The sequence below is a fragment of the Bradyrhizobium sp. INPA03-11B genome (genome assembly GCF_040446015.1).
In the GTDB taxonomy this organism is placed as follows: Bacteria; Pseudomonadota; Alphaproteobacteria; order Rhizobiales; family Xanthobacteraceae; genus Bradyrhizobium; species Bradyrhizobium macuxiense_A.
Genome location: NZ_JASGSR010000016.1, coordinates 47,012 through 63,771 on the forward strand (window position 1 = coordinate 47,012; position 16,760 = coordinate 63,771).

16 protein-coding genes and 1 tRNA gene are annotated in these 16,760 nt (G+C 64.1%); 4 read left to right on the forward strand and 13 right to left on the reverse strand.

Annotation, left to right across the window (positions count from 1 at the left end; all coding sequences use genetic code 11):
- Positions 1-71: 71 nt before the first annotated feature.
- The 6 genes from rplA to QMZ05_RS09205 all read right to left on the reverse strand — a co-directional run bounded on the left by rplA (position 72) and on the right by QMZ05_RS09205 (position 4,840).
- Positions 72-764 carry a 50S ribosomal protein L1 gene (rplA, locus tag QMZ05_RS09180; RefSeq protein ID WP_021081669.1) on the reverse strand — a complete coding sequence of 231 codons (693 nt, stop codon included), beginning with the start codon at positions 762-764 and terminating at the stop codon, positions 72-74.
- Positions 765-770: 6 nt separating this feature from the next.
- Positions 771-1,199: a 50S ribosomal protein L11 gene (gene rplK, locus QMZ05_RS09185; RefSeq protein WP_050420385.1), complete on the reverse strand. Its 429-nt coding sequence runs from the start codon at positions 1,197-1,199 to the stop codon at positions 771-773.
- A 131-nt stretch (positions 1,200-1,330) separates the two neighbouring features.
- A complete protein-coding gene (gene nusG / locus QMZ05_RS09190; RefSeq protein ID WP_021081670.1) occupies positions 1,331-1,864 on the reverse strand; it encodes a transcription termination/antitermination protein NusG in 534 nt (177 codons plus the stop codon).
- 20 nt (positions 1,865-1,884) lie between these two features.
- Positions 1,885-2,076 carry a preprotein translocase subunit SecE gene (secE, locus tag QMZ05_RS09195; RefSeq protein ID WP_016840554.1) on the reverse strand — a complete coding sequence of 64 codons (192 nt, stop codon included), beginning with the start codon at positions 2,074-2,076 and terminating at the stop codon, positions 1,885-1,887.
- A 332-nt stretch (positions 2,077-2,408) separates the two neighbouring features.
- A complete protein-coding gene (locus QMZ05_RS09200; protein ID WP_353700470.1) occupies positions 2,409-4,022 on the reverse strand; it encodes an acyl-CoA synthetase in 1,614 nt (537 codons plus the stop codon).
- A 53-nt stretch (positions 4,023-4,075) separates the two neighbouring features.
- Positions 4,076-4,840: an FCD domain-containing protein gene (locus QMZ05_RS09205; protein WP_353700471.1), complete on the reverse strand. Its 765-nt coding sequence runs from the start codon at positions 4,838-4,840 to the stop codon at positions 4,076-4,078.
- A 175-nt stretch (positions 4,841-5,015) separates the two neighbouring features.
- Between QMZ05_RS09205 and QMZ05_RS09210 the strand changes: the two genes are divergently transcribed.
- Complete coding sequence (locus tag QMZ05_RS09210) at positions 5,016-6,221, forward strand: ABC transporter substrate-binding protein (protein ID WP_353700472.1); 1,206 nt, start codon at positions 5,016-5,018, stop codon at positions 6,219-6,221.
- Positions 6,222-6,285: 64 nt separating this feature from the next.
- On the opposite strand, the gene QMZ05_RS09215 is transcribed toward QMZ05_RS09210, so the two are convergent.
- Positions 6,286-6,361 (reverse strand) — tRNA-Trp (locus QMZ05_RS09215).
- 169 nt (positions 6,362-6,530) lie between these two features.
- Between QMZ05_RS09215 and QMZ05_RS09220 the strand changes: the two genes are divergently transcribed.
- Complete coding sequence (locus QMZ05_RS09220) at positions 6,531-7,754, forward strand: serine hydrolase domain-containing protein (protein ID WP_353700473.1); 1,224 nt, start codon at positions 6,531-6,533, stop codon at positions 7,752-7,754.
- Between the two features lie 240 nt (positions 7,755-7,994).
- On the opposite strand, the gene QMZ05_RS09225 is transcribed toward QMZ05_RS09220, so the two are convergent.
- A complete protein-coding gene (locus QMZ05_RS09225; RefSeq protein WP_353700474.1) occupies positions 7,995-8,762 on the reverse strand; it encodes an SDR family oxidoreductase in 768 nt (255 codons plus the stop codon).
- Positions 8,763-8,836: 74 nt separating this feature from the next.
- On the reverse strand, positions 8,837-9,544 hold the full coding sequence (locus tag QMZ05_RS09230; RefSeq protein WP_353700475.1) for a histidine phosphatase family protein: 708 nt from the start codon (positions 9,542-9,544) through the stop codon (positions 8,837-8,839).
- Between the two features lie 139 nt (positions 9,545-9,683).
- Between QMZ05_RS09230 and QMZ05_RS09235 the strand changes: the two genes are divergently transcribed.
- Both QMZ05_RS09235 and argE read left to right on the forward strand, forming a co-directional pair.
- A complete protein-coding gene (locus QMZ05_RS09235) occupies positions 9,684-10,469 on the forward strand; it encodes an SDR family oxidoreductase (RefSeq protein WP_353700476.1) in 786 nt (261 codons plus the stop codon).
- Between the two features lie 584 nt (positions 10,470-11,053).
- Complete coding sequence (argE, locus tag QMZ05_RS09240; RefSeq protein ID WP_353700477.1) at positions 11,054-12,223, forward strand: acetylornithine deacetylase; 1,170 nt, start codon at positions 11,054-11,056, stop codon at positions 12,221-12,223.
- 70 nt (positions 12,224-12,293) lie between these two features.
- On the opposite strand, the gene QMZ05_RS09245 is transcribed toward argE, so the two are convergent.
- The 4 genes from QMZ05_RS09245 to QMZ05_RS09260 all read right to left on the reverse strand — a co-directional run bounded on the left by QMZ05_RS09245 (position 12,294) and on the right by QMZ05_RS09260 (position 16,608).
- On the reverse strand, positions 12,294-12,878 hold the full coding sequence (locus QMZ05_RS09245) for a DUF2199 domain-containing protein (protein ID WP_353700478.1): 585 nt from the start codon (positions 12,876-12,878) through the stop codon (positions 12,294-12,296).
- 67 nt (positions 12,879-12,945) lie between these two features.
- Positions 12,946-13,860 carry a DMT family transporter gene (locus tag QMZ05_RS09250; RefSeq protein WP_353700479.1) on the reverse strand — a complete coding sequence of 305 codons (915 nt, stop codon included), beginning with the start codon at positions 13,858-13,860 and terminating at the stop codon, positions 12,946-12,948.
- A 321-nt stretch (positions 13,861-14,181) separates the two neighbouring features.
- Positions 14,182-15,240, reverse strand: coding sequence for a phosphotransferase family protein (locus tag QMZ05_RS09255; RefSeq protein WP_353700480.1), 1,059 nt, complete (start codon positions 15,238-15,240; stop codon positions 14,182-14,184).
- Positions 15,241-15,375: 135 nt separating this feature from the next.
- Entirely contained in the window at positions 15,376-16,608 is a 1,233-nt protein-coding gene (locus QMZ05_RS09260) for an acyl-CoA dehydrogenase family protein (RefSeq protein ID WP_353700481.1), read from the reverse strand.
- Positions 16,609-16,760: the final 152 nt, after the last annotated feature.

Genomic DNA, 16,760 nt, shown 5'->3' on the forward strand with positions numbered 1-16,760 from the left:
CTCTGGCAAGAACAAAGGGCGGAACCGGTTGCCCGATCCCGCCCCTCTTTATCTCGTCACGGTCAAAGGCTTCAGCCGAGGATCGTGCCCGGCTCGACCTTCACGCCTGGGCCCATGGTGGAGGAAACCGCCACGCGCTGAATGTAGGTGCCCTTGGAACCCGCCGGCTTCGCCTTGGAGACCGCGTCGGCGAGCGCCTTGACGTTCTCGACCAGCTTGTCCTCGGAGAACGAGGCCTTGCCGATGCCGGCCTGCACGATGCCGGCCTTCTCGACGCGGAACTCGACCGAGCCGCCCTTGGCGCCCTTCACGGCGTTGGTGACGTCCATGGTCACGGTGCCGATCTTCGGGTTCGGCATCATGCCGCGCGGACCGAGCACCTTACCGAGGCGGCCGACCAGCGGCATCATGTCGGGGGTCGCGATACAACGATCGAAATCGATCGCACCGCCCTGCACCTTCTCGACCAGGTCTTCGGCACCGACGACGTCGGCACCCGCGGCCTTGGCTTCCTCAGCCTTGGCGCCGCGCGCAAACACGCCGACGCGCAGCGTGCGGCCCGTGCCGTTCGGCAGGTTGACGACGCCGCGGACCATCTGGTCGGCGTGGCGCGGGTCGACGCCGAGATTGATCGCGATCTCGATCGTCTCGTCGAACTTCGACTTGGCGCGCTCCTTGACCATCTTGATGGCGTCCGCGAGCGGGTAGAGCTTCTCGCGATCGACACCCTCGCGGGCCTTCTTCAGACGCTTTCCGATTGTCATGGCCCGTTACCCCGCAACTTCCAGACCCATCGAGCGGGCAGAGCCCTCGACCATCTTCATGGCCGATTCGATGGTGTCGCAATTCAAGTCCTTCATCTTCTTCTCGGCGATCTCGCGCACCTGCGCCTTGGTCACCGCACCGGCCTTGTCACGGCCCGGCGCCTTCGACCCGGACTGGATCTTGGCGGCCTGCTTGAGGAAGTAGGACATCGGAGGGGTCTTCATTTCGAAGGTGAAGGACCGGTCCGCATAGATCGTGATGATCACCGGGATCGGGGTGTTCTTCTCTTCCTTCTGGGTCTGGGCGTTGAACGCCTTGCAGAACTCCATGATGTTCAGACCGCGCTGACCAAGCGCGGGACCGATCGGGGGCGAAGGATTCGCCGCACCGGCCGGGACCTGAAGCTTCAGGTATCCGGTCACTTTCTTTGCCATCTATCACTCCTGTTGTGCCGGACGGTGCCGGCGGTTTCAGGTTCCGTGGTTCGGTTGAAGGGGGCTGGCGACCGCCTCCTCCCTCCCACGGCCTCTTACTTGACGCGAGGCATATACCCCACGCCGTCCGGTCAGACCACCTTTTCGACCTGACCGAATTCCAGTTCCACGGGGGTCGCGCGGCCGAAGATCGACACCGCGACCTTCACGCGCGAGCGCGCCTCGTCGATTTCTTCCACCACGCCGGAGAACGAGGCGAACGGGCCGTCGGCCACGCGCACGTTCTCGCCGATTTCGAACGACACCGACGCCTTCGGACGCTCCACGCCCTCCTGCACCTGGTGCAGGATCCGCATCGCCTCGGCTTCCGAAATCGGCATCGGCTTGTTTTCCGCGCCGAGGAAGCCGGTCACCTTCGGGGTGTTCTTGATCAGATGGAACGCCTCGTCGGTCAGCTTCATCTTCACCAGCACATAGCCCGGGAAGAACTTGCGCTCGGCGTCGATCTTGCGGCCGCGCCGCACCTCGGTGACCTTTTCGGTCGGCACGAGAATCTGCTCGAACAGCTCTTCCAGCCCGCGCTGCTTGGCCTGCTCGCGGATTGATTCCTGAACCTTCTTCTCGAAGTTCGAATAGGCGTGAACGATGTACCAGCGCTTGTCCATCAATTGAGTTCCCATGCTCATCAGTGGATGCCCAGTATCAGGGTGATCAGATAACGGATGATCTGATCTGCGGCGAAGAAGAAGATCGAGGCCAGCGCCACCATCACGAACACCATGATGGTGGTGATCGTCGTCTCGCGGCGCGTCGGCCAGGTGACCTTGGCGGTCTCCGAGCGCACTTCCTGAAGGAATTTGAACGGGCTGAAAGCCATCGTGAGATCCGCGTCCGTCTCCGGACGATTGCAACGTTTCAAGGAATCCGAACAGCCGACCTTGCGGACCCAGCCCTCGTTTGGAAGGTTGAGCCGATAAACGAGCTCGAATGTTCGGGGAATTAGGCCGCGCCGGATATCCGCCATCAAAGCGGGCCGGCTGCGAGTGCCGCGTATCTACTGCGAGAGGAGCCAAACGTCAAGATCGGCACCGTCGCGCCCGGCCCCGGCCGCGCCTGCGGCGGACCGGGACAGAGCCCCTCAAATCAAGCACTTAGGCGCACGGCCCGAGGTCCATTGCCCCCGGCCATCCGCCGCGGCCGCCGGGCCGATTACCCGGCAAAGCTCTTCTGGACCGCCTGATCCAGCGTCGCGCCGCCGACATAGCGCTGCCGCAGTTCGCGCTTGAGCAGCTTGCCGCTCGGGTTCTTCGGCAGGCTGTCGACGAAGATGACACGCTTCGGCACCTTGAAATGGGCCATCGACGCCGCGCAGTGCTTGATGACGGCGTCGGCATCGAGGCTCTCGCCGGCTTTGACCACGACGATCGCGGTCACCGCCTCGATCCAGCGCGGATCGGGCAGTCCGACCACCGCAACCTCCGACACTTCAGGCAGCCGGTAGATCATCTCCTCGACCTCGCGGCTCGCAACGTTCTCGCCGCCGCTCTTGATCATGTCCTTCACCCGGTCGACGACGGTGATGTAGCCATCGGCGTCGACGGTCGCGAGATCGCCGGAATGAAACCAGCCACCGGCGAACGCGGCCGCGGTCTTGACCGGATCGTTGTAGTAGCCGGACAACAGATGCGGCGAGCGGTGCACGATCTCGCCGACTTCGCCTACCGCGACGTCGGTCATGTCGGGCTTGACCACCCGGGTCTCGACATTGATCGCGGGCTTGCCGGCGGAGCCGGCCTTCGGCAGCTGGTCCTCCGGCGTCAGCACGGTCGCGAGCGGCGCGATCTCGGTCTGGCCGTAGAAATTCCAGAACTTCACGTCGGGCAGCCGGCGCTGCAATTCGAGCAGCACCTCGACCGGCATGATCGAGGCGCCGTAATAGCCCTTGCGCAGGGTCGACAGGTCAGTGCGGTCAAAAGCCGGCGAGCGCAGCATCGCGATCCAGATCGTCGGCGGCGCGAAGAACGAATTGATCTTGTGCGCCGCGATCAGCGCGAGGACGTTGTCTGGCACCGGCTTGCCGGTGATGAGGCTGGTGGCGCCGAGATAGATCGCGGGTCCCAGGAACACGTCGAGCTGCGCGCAATGATAGAGCGGCAGCGCGTGCAACACGGTGTCGTCGCTCGCCATGCCGCCATCGATGATGCAGCTGACATACTGCCACATCACGGCTTCATGGGTGAGGATTGCGCCCTTCGGCAGCGATTCTGTGCCGCTGGTGTAGATGATCTGCGCGGGATCGCGGCTGTCGATCGAGACATCCGGCGCTGAGGCGTCGCTGTGCAGCAGGCTGTCGAATGTCGTGATGCCGTCGGGCGCGGTGGCCGGGTCCTCGCCCGGCAGCCAGATCAGGGTTTCGACCGCTGAGCCCTTGGCCGCGGCGGCATGCGCGGTCTCCACGAAATCGGGCCCGACCGCGAGCAGCTTGGCGCCGGAATTGGCGAGGATGAAATTGATCTCGTCGGGATTGAGCATGAAGTTGATCGGCACCAGGATCGCGCCGATCCGCGCCACCGCGAAGCGCAACGCCGCGAAGCCGTGCGAGTTGCGCGACAGCACCGCGACGCGGTCGCCCTTCGCAACGCCGAGGCCAAGCAAGCCGCGCCCGAGCCGATTGCAGATCGCGTCCATCTCCGCGAAGGTCCAGCTGACCTCGCCGCAGATCAGCGCGGTCTTGTTGGGATAGCGCTTTGCAGACCGGCGCAAGAGGTCGCCAATGCTGTGCTCGCGGGCGCGCTGAATGGTTGCTGCGATGTTGTCGCTCATATGTCCCTCCCGAATGTGCTTTTTGTCGTTGTCTGGTGTTTGCCTAGCCGTGGCTATTGCCGTGCGGCGTAGGCGTGTTCCATGTAGGTGTGCTCGACCGAGCGATCGAGCGAGGCGATCTTCTCGAAGCCGCGCCGCCAGTCCTGCAGATGCCGCCGCGTCCACAGCACGCCGGCCTCCTTGTCGCGCCGCGTGATCGCATCGAGGATATGGCGATGCGCCTCGACGAGGCGCGCGCCGCCTTCGGGCACGCCGCCGACGATCATCTCGGTGGTCGGAAAGAACAGTTGCGCGGCGGGCTCACGCGCGAGCTGCAGCACGCGGTTCTGCGAGGCCTTGGCCATCAGCACGTGGAATTCCGCATCGAGCTCGGCGAGCCCGGCGGGATTGCCGACGACATCAGCGCTGCGTTCGAGATTGCCGGTGAGCTCGGCGATATTCTCTTCGGTCGCGCGCTCCACCGCGCCCTCGACGCTCGCGACCTCCAGCGTCATCGAGGTCTCGAACAATTCGCGGAACGTGACCTCGTGCAGGATCAACGCGCGCGACAATCGCGTGGCGAGCTTGTTGTAGCGTGGCAGGCAGGCCTGCAGGCGGCGGCTGGAATCGCGGCGGATCAGCCCGCCCTCCTCAAGCACGCGAATGCCTTCGCGCACCGTCGAGCGGTTGACGCCGAACTGCGCGACCAGCTGCTGCTCGGTGCCGATCGGCTCGCCCGGCTTGATGCGGCCGTTGATGATCTCGCGTTCGATCGCGTCGGCGACCTTCCGGTACGCCGGCGCAACGTCGATGCGCCGGAACAACGGCGTAGCGGCCACCTTGGGCTCCCGATTGTCGTTTGTCGGACAAAGGATAGAAGAAGACGTTCGGAGCGTCAAATAGGCCATTTCAAGCCGGATTGTCGCACCCAGCCGACCGGAATTGACACTGGAACTGGGCAAATCTAGCTTTGTCGGACAAACCGATAAGAACACCCTGGGAGGACGCATCGCCATGAAATCTATCGCCACGAGTCTGTCCGCCGCCGGCCTGCTCGCCGCGGCGTGGGCCGGACCCGCGCTCGCGCAACAGACGCCGCTCAAGATCGGCGTGCTGACCGATTTCCAGTCGGTCTATTCCGACATCGGCGGCGCCGGGAATGTCGAGGCCACCAAGATGGCGATCGAGGAGTTCGGCGGCTCGATGTTCGGCAAGCCGATCGAGCTCATCACCGCCGATGCCCTCAACAAGGCCGATGTCGCCGCCACCATCACCCGCAAATGGTACGAGGCCGAGAACGTCGACATGATCATCGACATGCCGACCTCGGCGACCGCGCTCGCCGGCATGGAGATGTCGAAGCAGTTCGAGAAGATCATGATCGTGACGGACGCGGCGAGCTCCGACATCACCGGAAAATCCTGCTCGCCCTACACGCTGCACTGGACCTACGACACCTACGCCAACGCCCACACCGTCGGCAGCGCGATCGTGAAGAACGGCGGCGACACCTGGTTCTTCATCACCGCCGACTACGTGTTCGGCCACTCGATCGAGCGCGACACTGGCGACGTGGTCCGCGCCGCCGGCGGCAAGGTGCTCGGCAGCGCCCGTCACCCGCTCAACACGCCGGACTTCTCCTCCTTCCTGCTGCAGGCGCAGTCGTCGAAGGCGAAGATCGTCGGCCTCGCCAATGGCGGCGGCGATACCATCAACGCGATCAAGCAGGCCGCCGAATTCGGCGTCGTTGCGGGCGGGCAGAACCTCGCCGGGATCGTGATGTTCATCTCCGACATCCACAGCCTCGGGCTGAAGCTCGCGCAAGGCCTGATCATCACCGAGGCCTACTATTGGGATCTCAACGACCGCACCCGCGCCTTCGGCAAGCGCTTCTTCGAGCGCACCAAGCGGATGCCGACCATGAACCAGGCCGCGACCTACAGCGCCACCCTGCACTACCTCAACGCGGTGAAGGCCGCCGGCACCAAGGAGACCAAACAGGTTTTGGCGAAGATGCGCGCGACCCCGGTCCGCGACGCCTTCACCGATAACGGCGTGGTGCGCGAAGACGGCCGCATGGTGCACTCGATGTTCCTGTTCGAGGTCAAGAAGCCCGAGGAATCAAAGGCGCCGTGGGATTACTACAAGGTGCTCGCCGAGGTGCCCGGCGAGCAGGCGTTCCGGCCGCTCAAGGACGGCGGCTGCCCGCTGATCAAGTAAGTCAAAATGATCATGGCCGGGGTCCAGGACCTCGGGCAAGGCATTCAAATTGTTGGCTAAAAGCTGGCAGGAGTGGCAGGGCTCGAACCTGCGACCCCCGGTTTTGGAGACCGGTGCTCTACCAATTGAGCTACACTCCTGCAGGGAACCAGCGTCGCCGCCGGTTCGCGCCGTTTCAAGCACAGGGCATGGCCGGTTTGCAAGGGCGAAGCAGCGAAGCTTCTGTTCATTGCAAAACTTCTGCGCCAGACTTCGGCCATCACGTCATGCCGGCACCTCGCCGCAAGAATCAAGAACCAGGGAGAGACCATGAACGCCCAAACCGCCACCAAGCATGCCGCCAGCCCGACCACCCCGTCCCTCCCTCTCGCCAAGCCCGAATCGATCGGGCTGTCGAGCGCGCGGCTGCAGGCGCTGTCCGACACCTTCAAGCGCGAGGTCGACAAGGGAACCGCGCCTGGCTTCACGGTGCTGGTGGCACGGCGCGGCCAGATCGGCTGGTTCGACGCGATCGGCCGGCAAGGCCCGGCCGCCAGTGCGCCGATGACGCATGACACGATCTTCCGCATCTTCTCGATGACCAAGCCGATCGTCTCGGTCGGCATCATGCAGCTGCTGGAGGACGGCCACTTCCTGCTCAACGATCCCGTCGCGAAGTTCATCCCCGAATTCGCCGAGACCAAGGTCGGCGTCGAACGCGACGGCAAGCTCGAGCTGGTCCCGGTCACGCGGCAGATGACGATCCAGGACCTGCTGCGCCACACGTCGGGTTTGACGTATGACCACACCGGCAACGGCCCGGTGCAGGAGCTCTACAAGCAGTCGCGGCTGCGCAGCCGCAAGATCACCAATGCCGAGCACGCCACCATGCTCGCCGCCATGCCGCTGGTCTGCCAGCCCGGCGCCGAGTGGAACTACAGCCGCTCCACCGACATCCTCGGCCGCATCATCGAGGTCGTCAGCGGCAAAACGCTCGGCGAATTCCTCACCGAACGGATTCTCGCGCCGCTGCAAATGAACGAGACCGCCTTCCACACCGGGGAAGCCAATGCCGGCCGGCTGGCCGAGGCGTTTGCCAACGATCCCTGGACCAATGAGAAGGTGCAGCTGTTCAACATGCTGGAGAAGCCGGCGATGGAATCCGGCGGCGGCGGACTGGTTTCGACCACGATGGACTATGCCCGCTTCGCGCAGATGCTGCTCAATGGCGGTTCGCTCGACGGCACCAGGATCATCGGCCGCAAGACGCTCGAATTCATGGCCTCCGATCACCTCGGCGCCGGCGTCAAGGTTCAGGGCACGCTGGTGTCGCCCGGCCACAGCTTCGGCCTCGGCTTCGCGGTGCGCATGCAGCAGGGCATCGCGCCGTTCTCCGGCTCGCTCGGCCAGTATTTCTGGAGCGGCATGGCCGGCACGTTCTTCTGGATCGATCCGAGCGAAGACCTGATCGCGGTCTTCATGATGCAGGGCCCGGGCCAGCGCGAATACACCCGCTCGCTGGTGCGCAATGGGGTGTATGCGGCGGTGGAGTGACTGGGACACTCCCCGCTCCGCATCCAAGGCTGTCATCGCCCGGCTCGCCGCCTCCGCTGAAGCTTCGGCGCGCCGGGGATGCATGGCCTCGTCGAAGCCTTGGGCGGAGACGGGACCGGGCGATCCAGTACGCCGCGGCCCAACGGCTCAATAACGACAGCCTCTGGAATACTGGATCACCCGCTTTCGCGGGTGATGACGAGTTGAATGTGTGGTGTGCTCTGCGCACCAACGACGATCTCAGCTAATCGTCGCGCCGCCGTCGATCACGATGGTCTGGCCGGTCATGAAGTCACCGGCGCGCGAGCCCATCATCACGGCTGCGCCCGCGATTTCGTCGGGCACGCCGATGCGCAGCAGCGGCGAGCGCGCGGTCGAGGCCTTCAGATTGTCCGGATTGTCCCACAGCGCCTTGGCGAAGTCGGTCTTGATCAGGCCCGGCGCGATGCAGTTCACGCGGATATTGTGCTTGCCGTATTCGCAGGCAAGGTTGCGCGCGAGCTGCATGTCGGCGGCCTTCGAGATCGCGTAGGCGCCGAGGATGGTCGAGCCCTTCAGGCCGCCGATCGACGAGACGATGATGATCGAACCGTCCTTGCGCTCGATCATCTGCGGCACCACCATCGAGATCAGCCAGTTGTTGGCGACGATGTTGTTGTCGAGGATCTTTCTGAACTGATCGTCGGAGATGCCGGCGAGCGGGCCGTAATATGGATTGGATGCAGCGTTGCAGACCAGCACGTCGATCTTGCCGAAGGCGCGGTTGCTCTCATCGACCAGATTCTGCAGGTTTTCCTTCGAGGAGATGTTGGCCGCGATCGCGACCGCGGTACCCTTGCCATAGCTGGCGTTGATCTCGTCAGCCACCTCTTCGCAGACATCGGCCTTGCGCGAGGAGATCACGACCTTGGCGCCGTGCTCGGCCATCCGCTCGGCGATCGCGCGCCCGATGCCGCGCGTCGAGCCGGTGATGACGGCGACTTTTCCCTTCATGTCGAACAAGGTCATGTTTCTCTCCCTGATGTAAGGTGTTTGAATTCTGTGTTGAGCTTAAGCAGCGTTGTCGTATTGCGATAGCGCGATCACGCAAGCTTGCTCGCCGGCCGCACCTCTGGCCCGGACGGCTGATGCATTGCGGCGTGGCGAGGATCGGCGATCCAGGGCTGCTGATTCACCATCGGCAGCCGCCACATCGATACGTTGGGCGCCGCAATGTGATCGAGCCGCGTCACCGAGACATTGTCGATGTCGAAAGACAGACCGCGGTCCGGCTGGCCGCCAAGCGCAAGACCGACCGCGGCCCGGATCACGCCGCCATGGCCGACTGCGATGATGTCCTTGCCGGCTTCCGCAGCCGTGATCCGCACGATGGTGCGACAGACGCGGGTGTAGAGATCCATGAAACTCTCGCCGCCGGGTGCCGGCTCGTTGACGTCGGCGAACCAGAGATTGCCCGGCGGACGGCTGGCGAGAAACGCGGCGCGGTTCATGCCCTGCCACCGGCCGAGATGCAGCTCGGCAAAGTCGCGCTCCTGCGTCATGCTGTCGGGCTTCGGGAAACCGGCGGCCCAGATCGCTTCCGCCGTCTTGTGCGTGCGCTTCAGATTGCTCGAATGCCACACGGCGTTGCGCGGCAACATCTTTGCGACAGCCTCGAACACTTCGACATCGCTGGTGTCGCAGTCGATATCCTCCTGCCCGTAGATGTTGCCGCCGTCGCTGCGCACCGGCGCATGACGAACCCACCACCACCGCGTCACCGTCACGTTAGGCTTCTCTGGATTGGACATCGGATGAGCCCTCCAATAGTGTCCCGTCACGCTGTACGTCACGCCGCACATCGTCTCAAGTGCTTCTGACGTTTGAAATTTTGTTTGAATTCCGTCGCGCGGCAGGCGTGCCACGGATCATGTGAACAGGGAGAATCTCATGGGCCGCCTCGAAGGCAAATCCGTCATCATCACCGGCGCAGGCAGCGGCATCGGCCGCGCGGCCTCGCTGCTGTTCACCAGGGAAGGCGCCAAGCTGATCGCGGTCGATCGCACCGATGGCGTCAACGAGACCGCCAAGCTCGTGCGCGATGCCGGCGGCACGGTCGAGGCCGTCACTGCGGACGCCGGCTCGGAGAGCGACGTGAAGGCCTTCATCGACAAGGCCGTCGCAAAATACGGCAAGCTCGACGCGATCTGGGCCAATGCCGGCGTCAGCGGCGGCCTCGTTCCGCTCGCCGACCAGACTCCGGAACATTGGCAGGAGGTGCTGCGCGTCAATCTGATCGGCCCGTTCCTCGCGATCAAGCATTCGATTCCGTACATGACCAAGCAGGGCCACGGTTCGATCGTCTGCACCGCCTCCGTCGCGGGGTTGAAGTCCGGCGCCAGCGGGCATCCCTACGGCGCGAGCAAGGCCGGCGTCATCAGCCTGGTGCAGACCACCGCCTACTCGCTCTCCGGCACCGGCGTGCGCATCAATGCGATCTGCCCGGGCCTGATCGAGACCGGCATGACCAAGCCGGTGTTCGATCGCGCCAAGGAGCGCGGCACCCAGGACAAGATCGGCCAGCTCAATCCGCTGAAGCGCCCCGGCCAGCCCCACGAGCTCGCGGCGATGGGATTGTTCCTGGCAAGCGACGAGGCGTCTTACGTCAACGGCCAGGCGATCCCGGTCGACGGCGGCCTCACCGCGTCGATGCCGTATACGGGCAAGCCGATTTAACAAGGGCGGTCTCCGTTCGCCGTGCCGGCTAGGTCCGGATGACGTGATAACGGCGCCACGTTCACCACCGTCGTCCCGGCGCAGGCCGGGACCCATACGCCGCGGCAGGTATCGTGAAAGGGACTCGTCGTTCCAGCATCGTTCAACAATGACCATCGGTGGTTATGGGTCCCGGCCTTCGCCGGGACGACGATGAGGATGGTTCTCGATTCAAACACGCGGTGTCATCACCCGCGGGTGATCCAGTATTACAGAGGCAGTCGTTATTGAACCGATGGCCGCGGCGTACTGGATCGCCCGGTCCCGCCTTCGCCAAGGCTTCGACGAGGCCCACGAATCCCCGGCGCGCCGAAGCTTTAGCGGAGGCGGCGAGCCGGGCGATGACGAGTGAGAACACGGCTTTTCCGCGAGTCGTCCCGGTGAAAGCCGGGACCCATACTCCGCGGCGGATGTTGTTGAAGGGACTCGTTGTTCCATCAATTGACGGGTCTCGCCTTCACTCACCCGGGGCTCCGCATTCTTTTCCCTTTCACAGTTTCGTTGCTATGGTCGCGCGTGATCCATTCCCGCTCACGGCCCTATCCATGCAAAGCCCACGTCCCGACCGCATCCGCAAACTTCTCGCCGACCTCGTCGCCTTCGACACGGTCAGCGACCGCAGCAATTTGCCGCTGATCGATTACATCGAGCGCTATCTTGCTTCGCTTGGCGTCAGCAGCCAGCGCATTGTCGATGAGACCGGGCAGAAGTCCTCGCTCTGGGTCACGGTCGGCCCCGAGGACAAGGCCGGGCTGGTGCTGTCGGGGCATACCGATGTCGTGCCGGTCGCGGGACAGGACTGGAGCCACAATCCGTTCGAGCTCGTCGAGCGCGACGGGAAGCTCTACGGCCGCGGCACCACCGACATGAAAGGCTTTGTCGCGGTCTGTCTCGCGATGGTTCCGGAAATGCTCGCGGCCGACCTGAAGACGCCGATCAATCTTGCGATCTCCTATGACGAGGAGATCGGTTGCGTCGGCGTGCGCCCGATGCTGCGCGAGGTCGCACGCAAGCCGGTCAGGCCGCTCGGCTGCTTCGTCGGCGAGCCGACCCGGATGCAGGTGATCATCGGCCACAAGGGCAAGTACGGCGTGCGCGCCACGTTCCGCGGGCTCGCCCGCCATTCCTCGATCGCGCCCGACGGCGTCAACGCCATCGAATATGCGGCCGAGCTGATCATGGAGATCCGCCGCCGCGCTGCGTTGCTGGCTGCGGGTGCCGAACAGAGCAGCCTCTACGACGTCCCGCACTCGACCCTGCTCACCAGCATCGTTCGCGGCGGCGCCGCGCTGAACATCGTGCCCGACCATTGCGCCGTGGAGTTCGAATGCCGCGGCATCGGCATCACCGAGTCGAGGCAAGTGACGGATGCGATCATCGCCTGGGCGAAGGCCGAGATCGAGCCCCGGATGCGCCGGCAGCATCCCGAATGCGGCATCGACTTCGAGGAAATCCTCGACTACCCCGCGCTTGATACGGCGGCAGATGATCCGGTGGTCACGTTGGCAAAACAGCTCGCCGGCCGCAACGACCACGCCAAGGTCGCCTTCGGCACCGAGGCCGGCCTGTTCGTCAGCATGGCGGACGTGCCGTCGGTCGTGGTCGGTCCCGGCGCGATCGCGCAGGCCCACACGCCGGATGAATTCGTCGAGATGTCGCAGCTCGAGGCCTGCGGGGATTTTGTCGCGCGGCTGATCGCGCATTGCGCGACGTGATGCCGAGACTCCGTGGGGCGAGTTAGCCGAAGGCGTAACCCGTCGTACTGGGTCGCAACAAACCAGACCGTCAATCGGTCAACGACCGGCGGATGTCATGTCCGTTGATCGTGTAAATCTCGAGTACCCGATCAAAGGTGACTCCGAGCCTCTGCTCGACCGCCAATGGGTGTTCAGTCGGCTCCAACTCGATCTGTGGCCGTTGGCGGCCGCTCTTGGGATGGACCTGGCATTTGAGATTGAGCGTCTCGGGATAGCCGTTCAGACAGTTCGAGAACCACCCGAACCACGGCCCCAGGCCGTCCTGCTCGCCACTGTCGAAAGTCGCGATATACCGCTCGAAATTTTCGCGCGACAGCGTCGTCCACACGCCGAAGCCGAACCGCTTGTCGTCACTGCCGATGATCGGCAGTTCCAGCACGGAGCGCACGAAGAAGTGCTCGCCGTCGCGTACGCAGAAATCTTCCGAGAGAAAATCACCACTGAGATGGAGGGCGTGGTTGGGCGCCAACTCCTCGGGTCCGGGAAATTGCGCCGGCTTGCCGCATGCGAGATGAAAAATTCCGTAGTGCTCGTCCCCGCATGAATCGCAGCGCCAAGGCCGCTCCCAGAGTCGGCGCCACCGAGGGTCACTCGATAAATCAAGGTCTGACATCCCACAACTCTACCCCCGGTAGAATGAGCATGCAACTCGCATGGGATGGATTGAGCGCGAGCGAACCTCACAGCCCATCCGGCGGCAGGCCCGGCCCGGTTGCGGCGGGGCGGAGCTTGTCGCGCTTGCGCTCGCGGTAGAACGCGTAGAGGCCGGAGGCCACGATGATCGTAGCACCCGCGAGCATCGCGCCGTCGGGCTTGTGGCCGAAGGCGAGATAGCCGGTCAGCATCGCCCACAGCAGCGCGGTGTAACGGAACGGCGCCACCGCCGAGATGTCGCCGGTGCGCAGCGACACGATGATGCATTGATAGCCGATCAGGATCAGCACCGCGGCGAAGGCGAGCAGTCCGAGGGCATGGCCGGACGGCGGCTTCCAACCACCGAGCGGCACCAGCACGGCGGCGCCCGCCGTCGTCACCGTCACGGTGGTGAGCAGGGTGATGAACACGGTCGGCAGGTTCTTTGGGATGCGGCGGGTTGCGAGATCGCGCACCGCGCAGAAACCGACCGACGCCAGCGCCAGCAGCGCGGCCTGGCTGAAGCCCTCTGCGCCGGGCCGGACGATCACCAGCACGCCGATGAAGCCGGCCGCGATCGCAAGCCAGCGCCGCCAGCCGACCGGCTCGCCGAACACCAGCGCCGCGCCGAGCGTGATGACCAGCGGCAGCGCCTGGAAGATCGCCGAGGCGTTGGCGAGCGGGATCTGTGCGATCGCCGACAGATAGGTCAGCGTGCCGCCGATCTCGCCGATCACGCGCAATCCGACCGGCCAGATCAACAGCGCGGCAAAACTGCGCAGCGCGTCGCGGTACCAGGCGAGTGCCGCGACCAGCACCATCGCGACCAGGCCGCGGACCAGCAGGATCTCCCCGATATTGAGCTCCGCCGACACCGCCTTGGTAATGGTGTCGTTGACCGTGAAGCTGGCCATGGCCGCAGCCATGAACAGGCTGCCGCGAAGATTCGAGGAAAGGGGCAAATGAAAATGTCCGATCAGGACCAGGGCGGGCGTTGACCGGACTGACTTGCCAAAGCGGCGCTGCGAACTCAAGTCACAGATGACTACAATGTGGAAACATGCCGCATGACGCAGAAGCGCTGGCCCTCTGCTCCCTCGCCCCGCTCTTGCGGGGAGAGGGTTGGGGTGAGGGGCTGCATCCGCGCAAACGGTGACAGACGATCTGTGGAAACTCCCCCTCACCCGTATCGCATCTTCGATGCGATACGACCTCTCCCCGCAAGCGGGGCGAGGTTAAGAAAGAAAGCAGCGCGACCCTGGGGGATCGCGCTGCGTTTCGTGTCAGATCGCGCCGGCCTTCTGCGCGTATTCCCATGACGCCTTCGACAGCGGCACGGTTCGCGCGGCCGACTCCAGCGCCTTGGCATTCGCGGCGGTGCCGTCGCGGACGCGGCCCGCAATGCCCTGCGTGATGCCGGCGAGGCGGAACAGATTGTAGGAGAAGTACCAGTTGAGATCCGGCACGGCCATGCCGGTGACGTTGCAGTAGATCTGCGCCGCCTCGTCCTGACTCGGAATGTTCAACGCCTTGAGGTCGGCATTGGCGAGGCCCGGCATGGTCCACTGCATCAACAGATAGGTGAAGTCGGCCATGGGATCGCCGAGCGTCGACAACTCCCAGTCGAGCACGGCCTGCACCCGCGGCTCGGTGGCGTGGAAGATCATGTTGTCGAGGCGATAGTCGCCATGCACGACCGAGACGCGCTTCTGTTCCGGCACCGTCTTCGGCAGCCACTCCGCGAGCTTCTCGAATTCCGGAATGTGCTGCGTTTCGGACGCGCGATACTGCTTGGTCCAGCGGTCGACCTGCCGCGCAAAATAATTGCCAGGCTTGCCGAAATCGCCGAGGCCGATCTTTTCGGGATCGAGGACGTGCAGCTTCGCCAGCGTCTCGATCTTGCTGGTGAAGATCTCGCGGCGTGCGTCGGCGTCCTGGCTCGGCAGTGTCGGATCCCAGAACACCCGCCCCTCCTCCATCGACATGATGTAGAAGGCCGAGCCGATCACCGCATCGTCGGTGCACAGCGCGTAGGCTTTCGCGACCGGGAAATTCTGTTTGCCGAGCGCAGCGATGACGCGGAACTCGCGATCCACCGCATGGGCCGACGGCAACAGTTTACCGAACGGCCGGCGGCGCATCACGTAGTTGCGGCCGGGGGTTTCGAGCTTGTAGGTCGGGTTGGACTGGCCACCCTTGAACTGCAGGACCTTGAGCGGACCCTGATAGCCCTCGACGTGTTCCTTCATCCAGGCGTCGAGGTTCGCCTCGTTGACACGATGGCGCTCCTCGACTTCCCGTGTTCCGGAAAATTCTTCGTCTTTCCTGACGCCGTCCGCCACGATGACGCTCCCTCAACTCGATTTTTCAAGGAGCGCGTTGGGGCGCTCCCGCGATCAGGCTGGCACGCCAGCCTGATTTCTCTTTTTCATTCTGAGCACGATGTCAGCGCGAACGCCATGCGTTCCGCGTCATGCTCAGTGCGACGTGTTTGCATACTTCCGAACTTCGAGCCTGGCAATGGCGCGATTGTGCACCTCGTCCGGACCGTCGGCGAGACGGAGCGTGCGGATGTGGGCATAGGCCTTGGCGAGCCCAGCGTCGTCGGAGACGCCGCCGCCGCCAAACGCCTGGATCGCCTGGTCGATGATCTTCAGCGCCATGTTCGGAGCAGCAACCTTGATCATCGCGATCTCGGCCTGCGCGGTCTTGTTGCCGACCTTGTCCATCATGTCGGCGGCCTTGAGGCACAGCAAACGGTTCATCTCGATGTCGGTGCGGGCCTCGCCGATGCGCTGCTCCCAGACCGAATGCTCGATGATCTTCTTGCCGAACGCGGTGCGCGAGGCGAGCCGCTTCACCATCTTCTCCAGCGCTTCCTCGGCCTGGCCGATGGTGCGCATGCAGTGATGGATGCGGCCCGGACCGAGACGGCCCTGCGCGATCTCGAAGCCGCGGCCCTCGCCGAGCAGGATGTTTTCCTTCGGCACGCGGACGTTCTCGAGCAGCACCTGGGCGTGGCCGTGCGGCGCATCGTCGAAGCCGAACACCGGCAGCATCTTCTCGACCTTGATGCCGGGGGTGTCGAGCGGCACCAGGATCTGCGACTGCTGCTGATGCTTGGCGGCGTTGAAGTCGGTCTTGCCCATCAGGATCGCGATCTTGCAGCGCGGATCGCCGACGCCGGACGACCACCATTTGCGGCCGTTGATGACGTAGTGATCGCCGTCCTTCTCGATGCGGGTCTCGATGTTGGTGGCGTCAGACGAAGCGACCGCCGGCTCGGTCATCAGGAAGGCGGAGCGGATCTCGCCGTCCATCAGCGGGCGCAGCCATTTGCGCTTCTGCTCCTTGGTGCCGTAGCGGATGAACACTTCCATGTTGCCGGTATCGGGGGCGGAGCAGTTGAACACTTCCGACGCCCAGGAGATGTGGCCCATCTCTTCCGACAGCAGCGCGTATTCGAGATTGGTCAGTCCCGCGCCGTGGAATTCGTCATCCTCATGCGAGGACGGCGGCATGAACATGTTCCAGAGGCCTTCGGCCTTCGCCTTCTTCTTCAGATCCTCGAGGATCGGGATCACCTTCCAGCGCGGGCCTTCGGCGTCCTGCTTCTCGTAGATCGGCACCGCCGGGCGGATATGCGTTGTCATGAAAGCCTGAACGCGCTCCAGCCACTCCTTCTGCTTGGGCGACATCGTGAAATCCATGGGACGCTCCTCGTTTCCTAGACTTGGGCTTGGGCCTTGCCGTTTGAGCCTTGGACTTTGAGCCTTTGGGCTTTGAGCCTTGGCCTTTTGGGCAACATTGTTGACCCCGCCTCCGCGGCTCGCAAGGGCGTTCGCGGAACGGCGGCGGTGGT

Coding starts and splice junctions, on each gene's coding strand:
- rplA (WP_021081669.1), bottom strand. CDS start 764: ATGACAATCGGAAAGCGTCTGAAGAAGGCCCGCGAGGGTGTCGATCGC.
- rplK (WP_050420385.1), bottom strand. CDS start 1,199: ATGGCAAAGAAAGTGACCGGATACCTGAAGCTTCAGGTCCCGGCCGGT.
- nusG (WP_021081670.1), bottom strand. CDS start 1,864: ATGGACAAGCGCTGGTACATCGTTCACGCCTATTCGAACTTCGAGAAG.
- secE (WP_016840554.1), bottom strand. CDS start 2,076: ATGGCTTTCAGCCCGTTCAAATTCCTTCAGGAAGTGCGCTCGGAGACC.
- QMZ05_RS09200 (WP_353700470.1), bottom strand. CDS start 4,022: ATGAGCGACAACATCGCAGCAACCATTCAGCGCGCCCGCGAGCACAGC.
- QMZ05_RS09210 (WP_353700472.1), top strand. CDS start 5,016: ATGAAATCTATCGCCACGAGTCTGTCCGCCGCCGGCCTGCTCGCCGCG.
- QMZ05_RS09220 (WP_353700473.1), top strand. CDS start 6,531: ATGAACGCCCAAACCGCCACCAAGCATGCCGCCAGCCCGACCACCCCG.
- QMZ05_RS09225 (WP_353700474.1), bottom strand. CDS start 8,762: ATGACCTTGTTCGACATGAAGGGAAAAGTCGCCGTCATCACCGGCTCG.
- QMZ05_RS09230 (WP_353700475.1), bottom strand. CDS start 9,544: ATGTCCAATCCAGAGAAGCCTAACGTGACGGTGACGCGGTGGTGGTGG.
- QMZ05_RS09235 (WP_353700476.1), top strand. CDS start 9,684: ATGGGCCGCCTCGAAGGCAAATCCGTCATCATCACCGGCGCAGGCAGC.
- argE (WP_353700477.1), top strand. CDS start 11,054: ATGCAAAGCCCACGTCCCGACCGCATCCGCAAACTTCTCGCCGACCTC.
- QMZ05_RS09245 (WP_353700478.1), bottom strand. CDS start 12,878: ATGTCAGACCTTGATTTATCGAGTGACCCTCGGTGGCGCCGACTCTGG.
- QMZ05_RS09260 (WP_353700481.1), bottom strand. CDS start 16,608: ATGGATTTCACGATGTCGCCCAAGCAGAAGGAGTGGCTGGAGCGCGTT.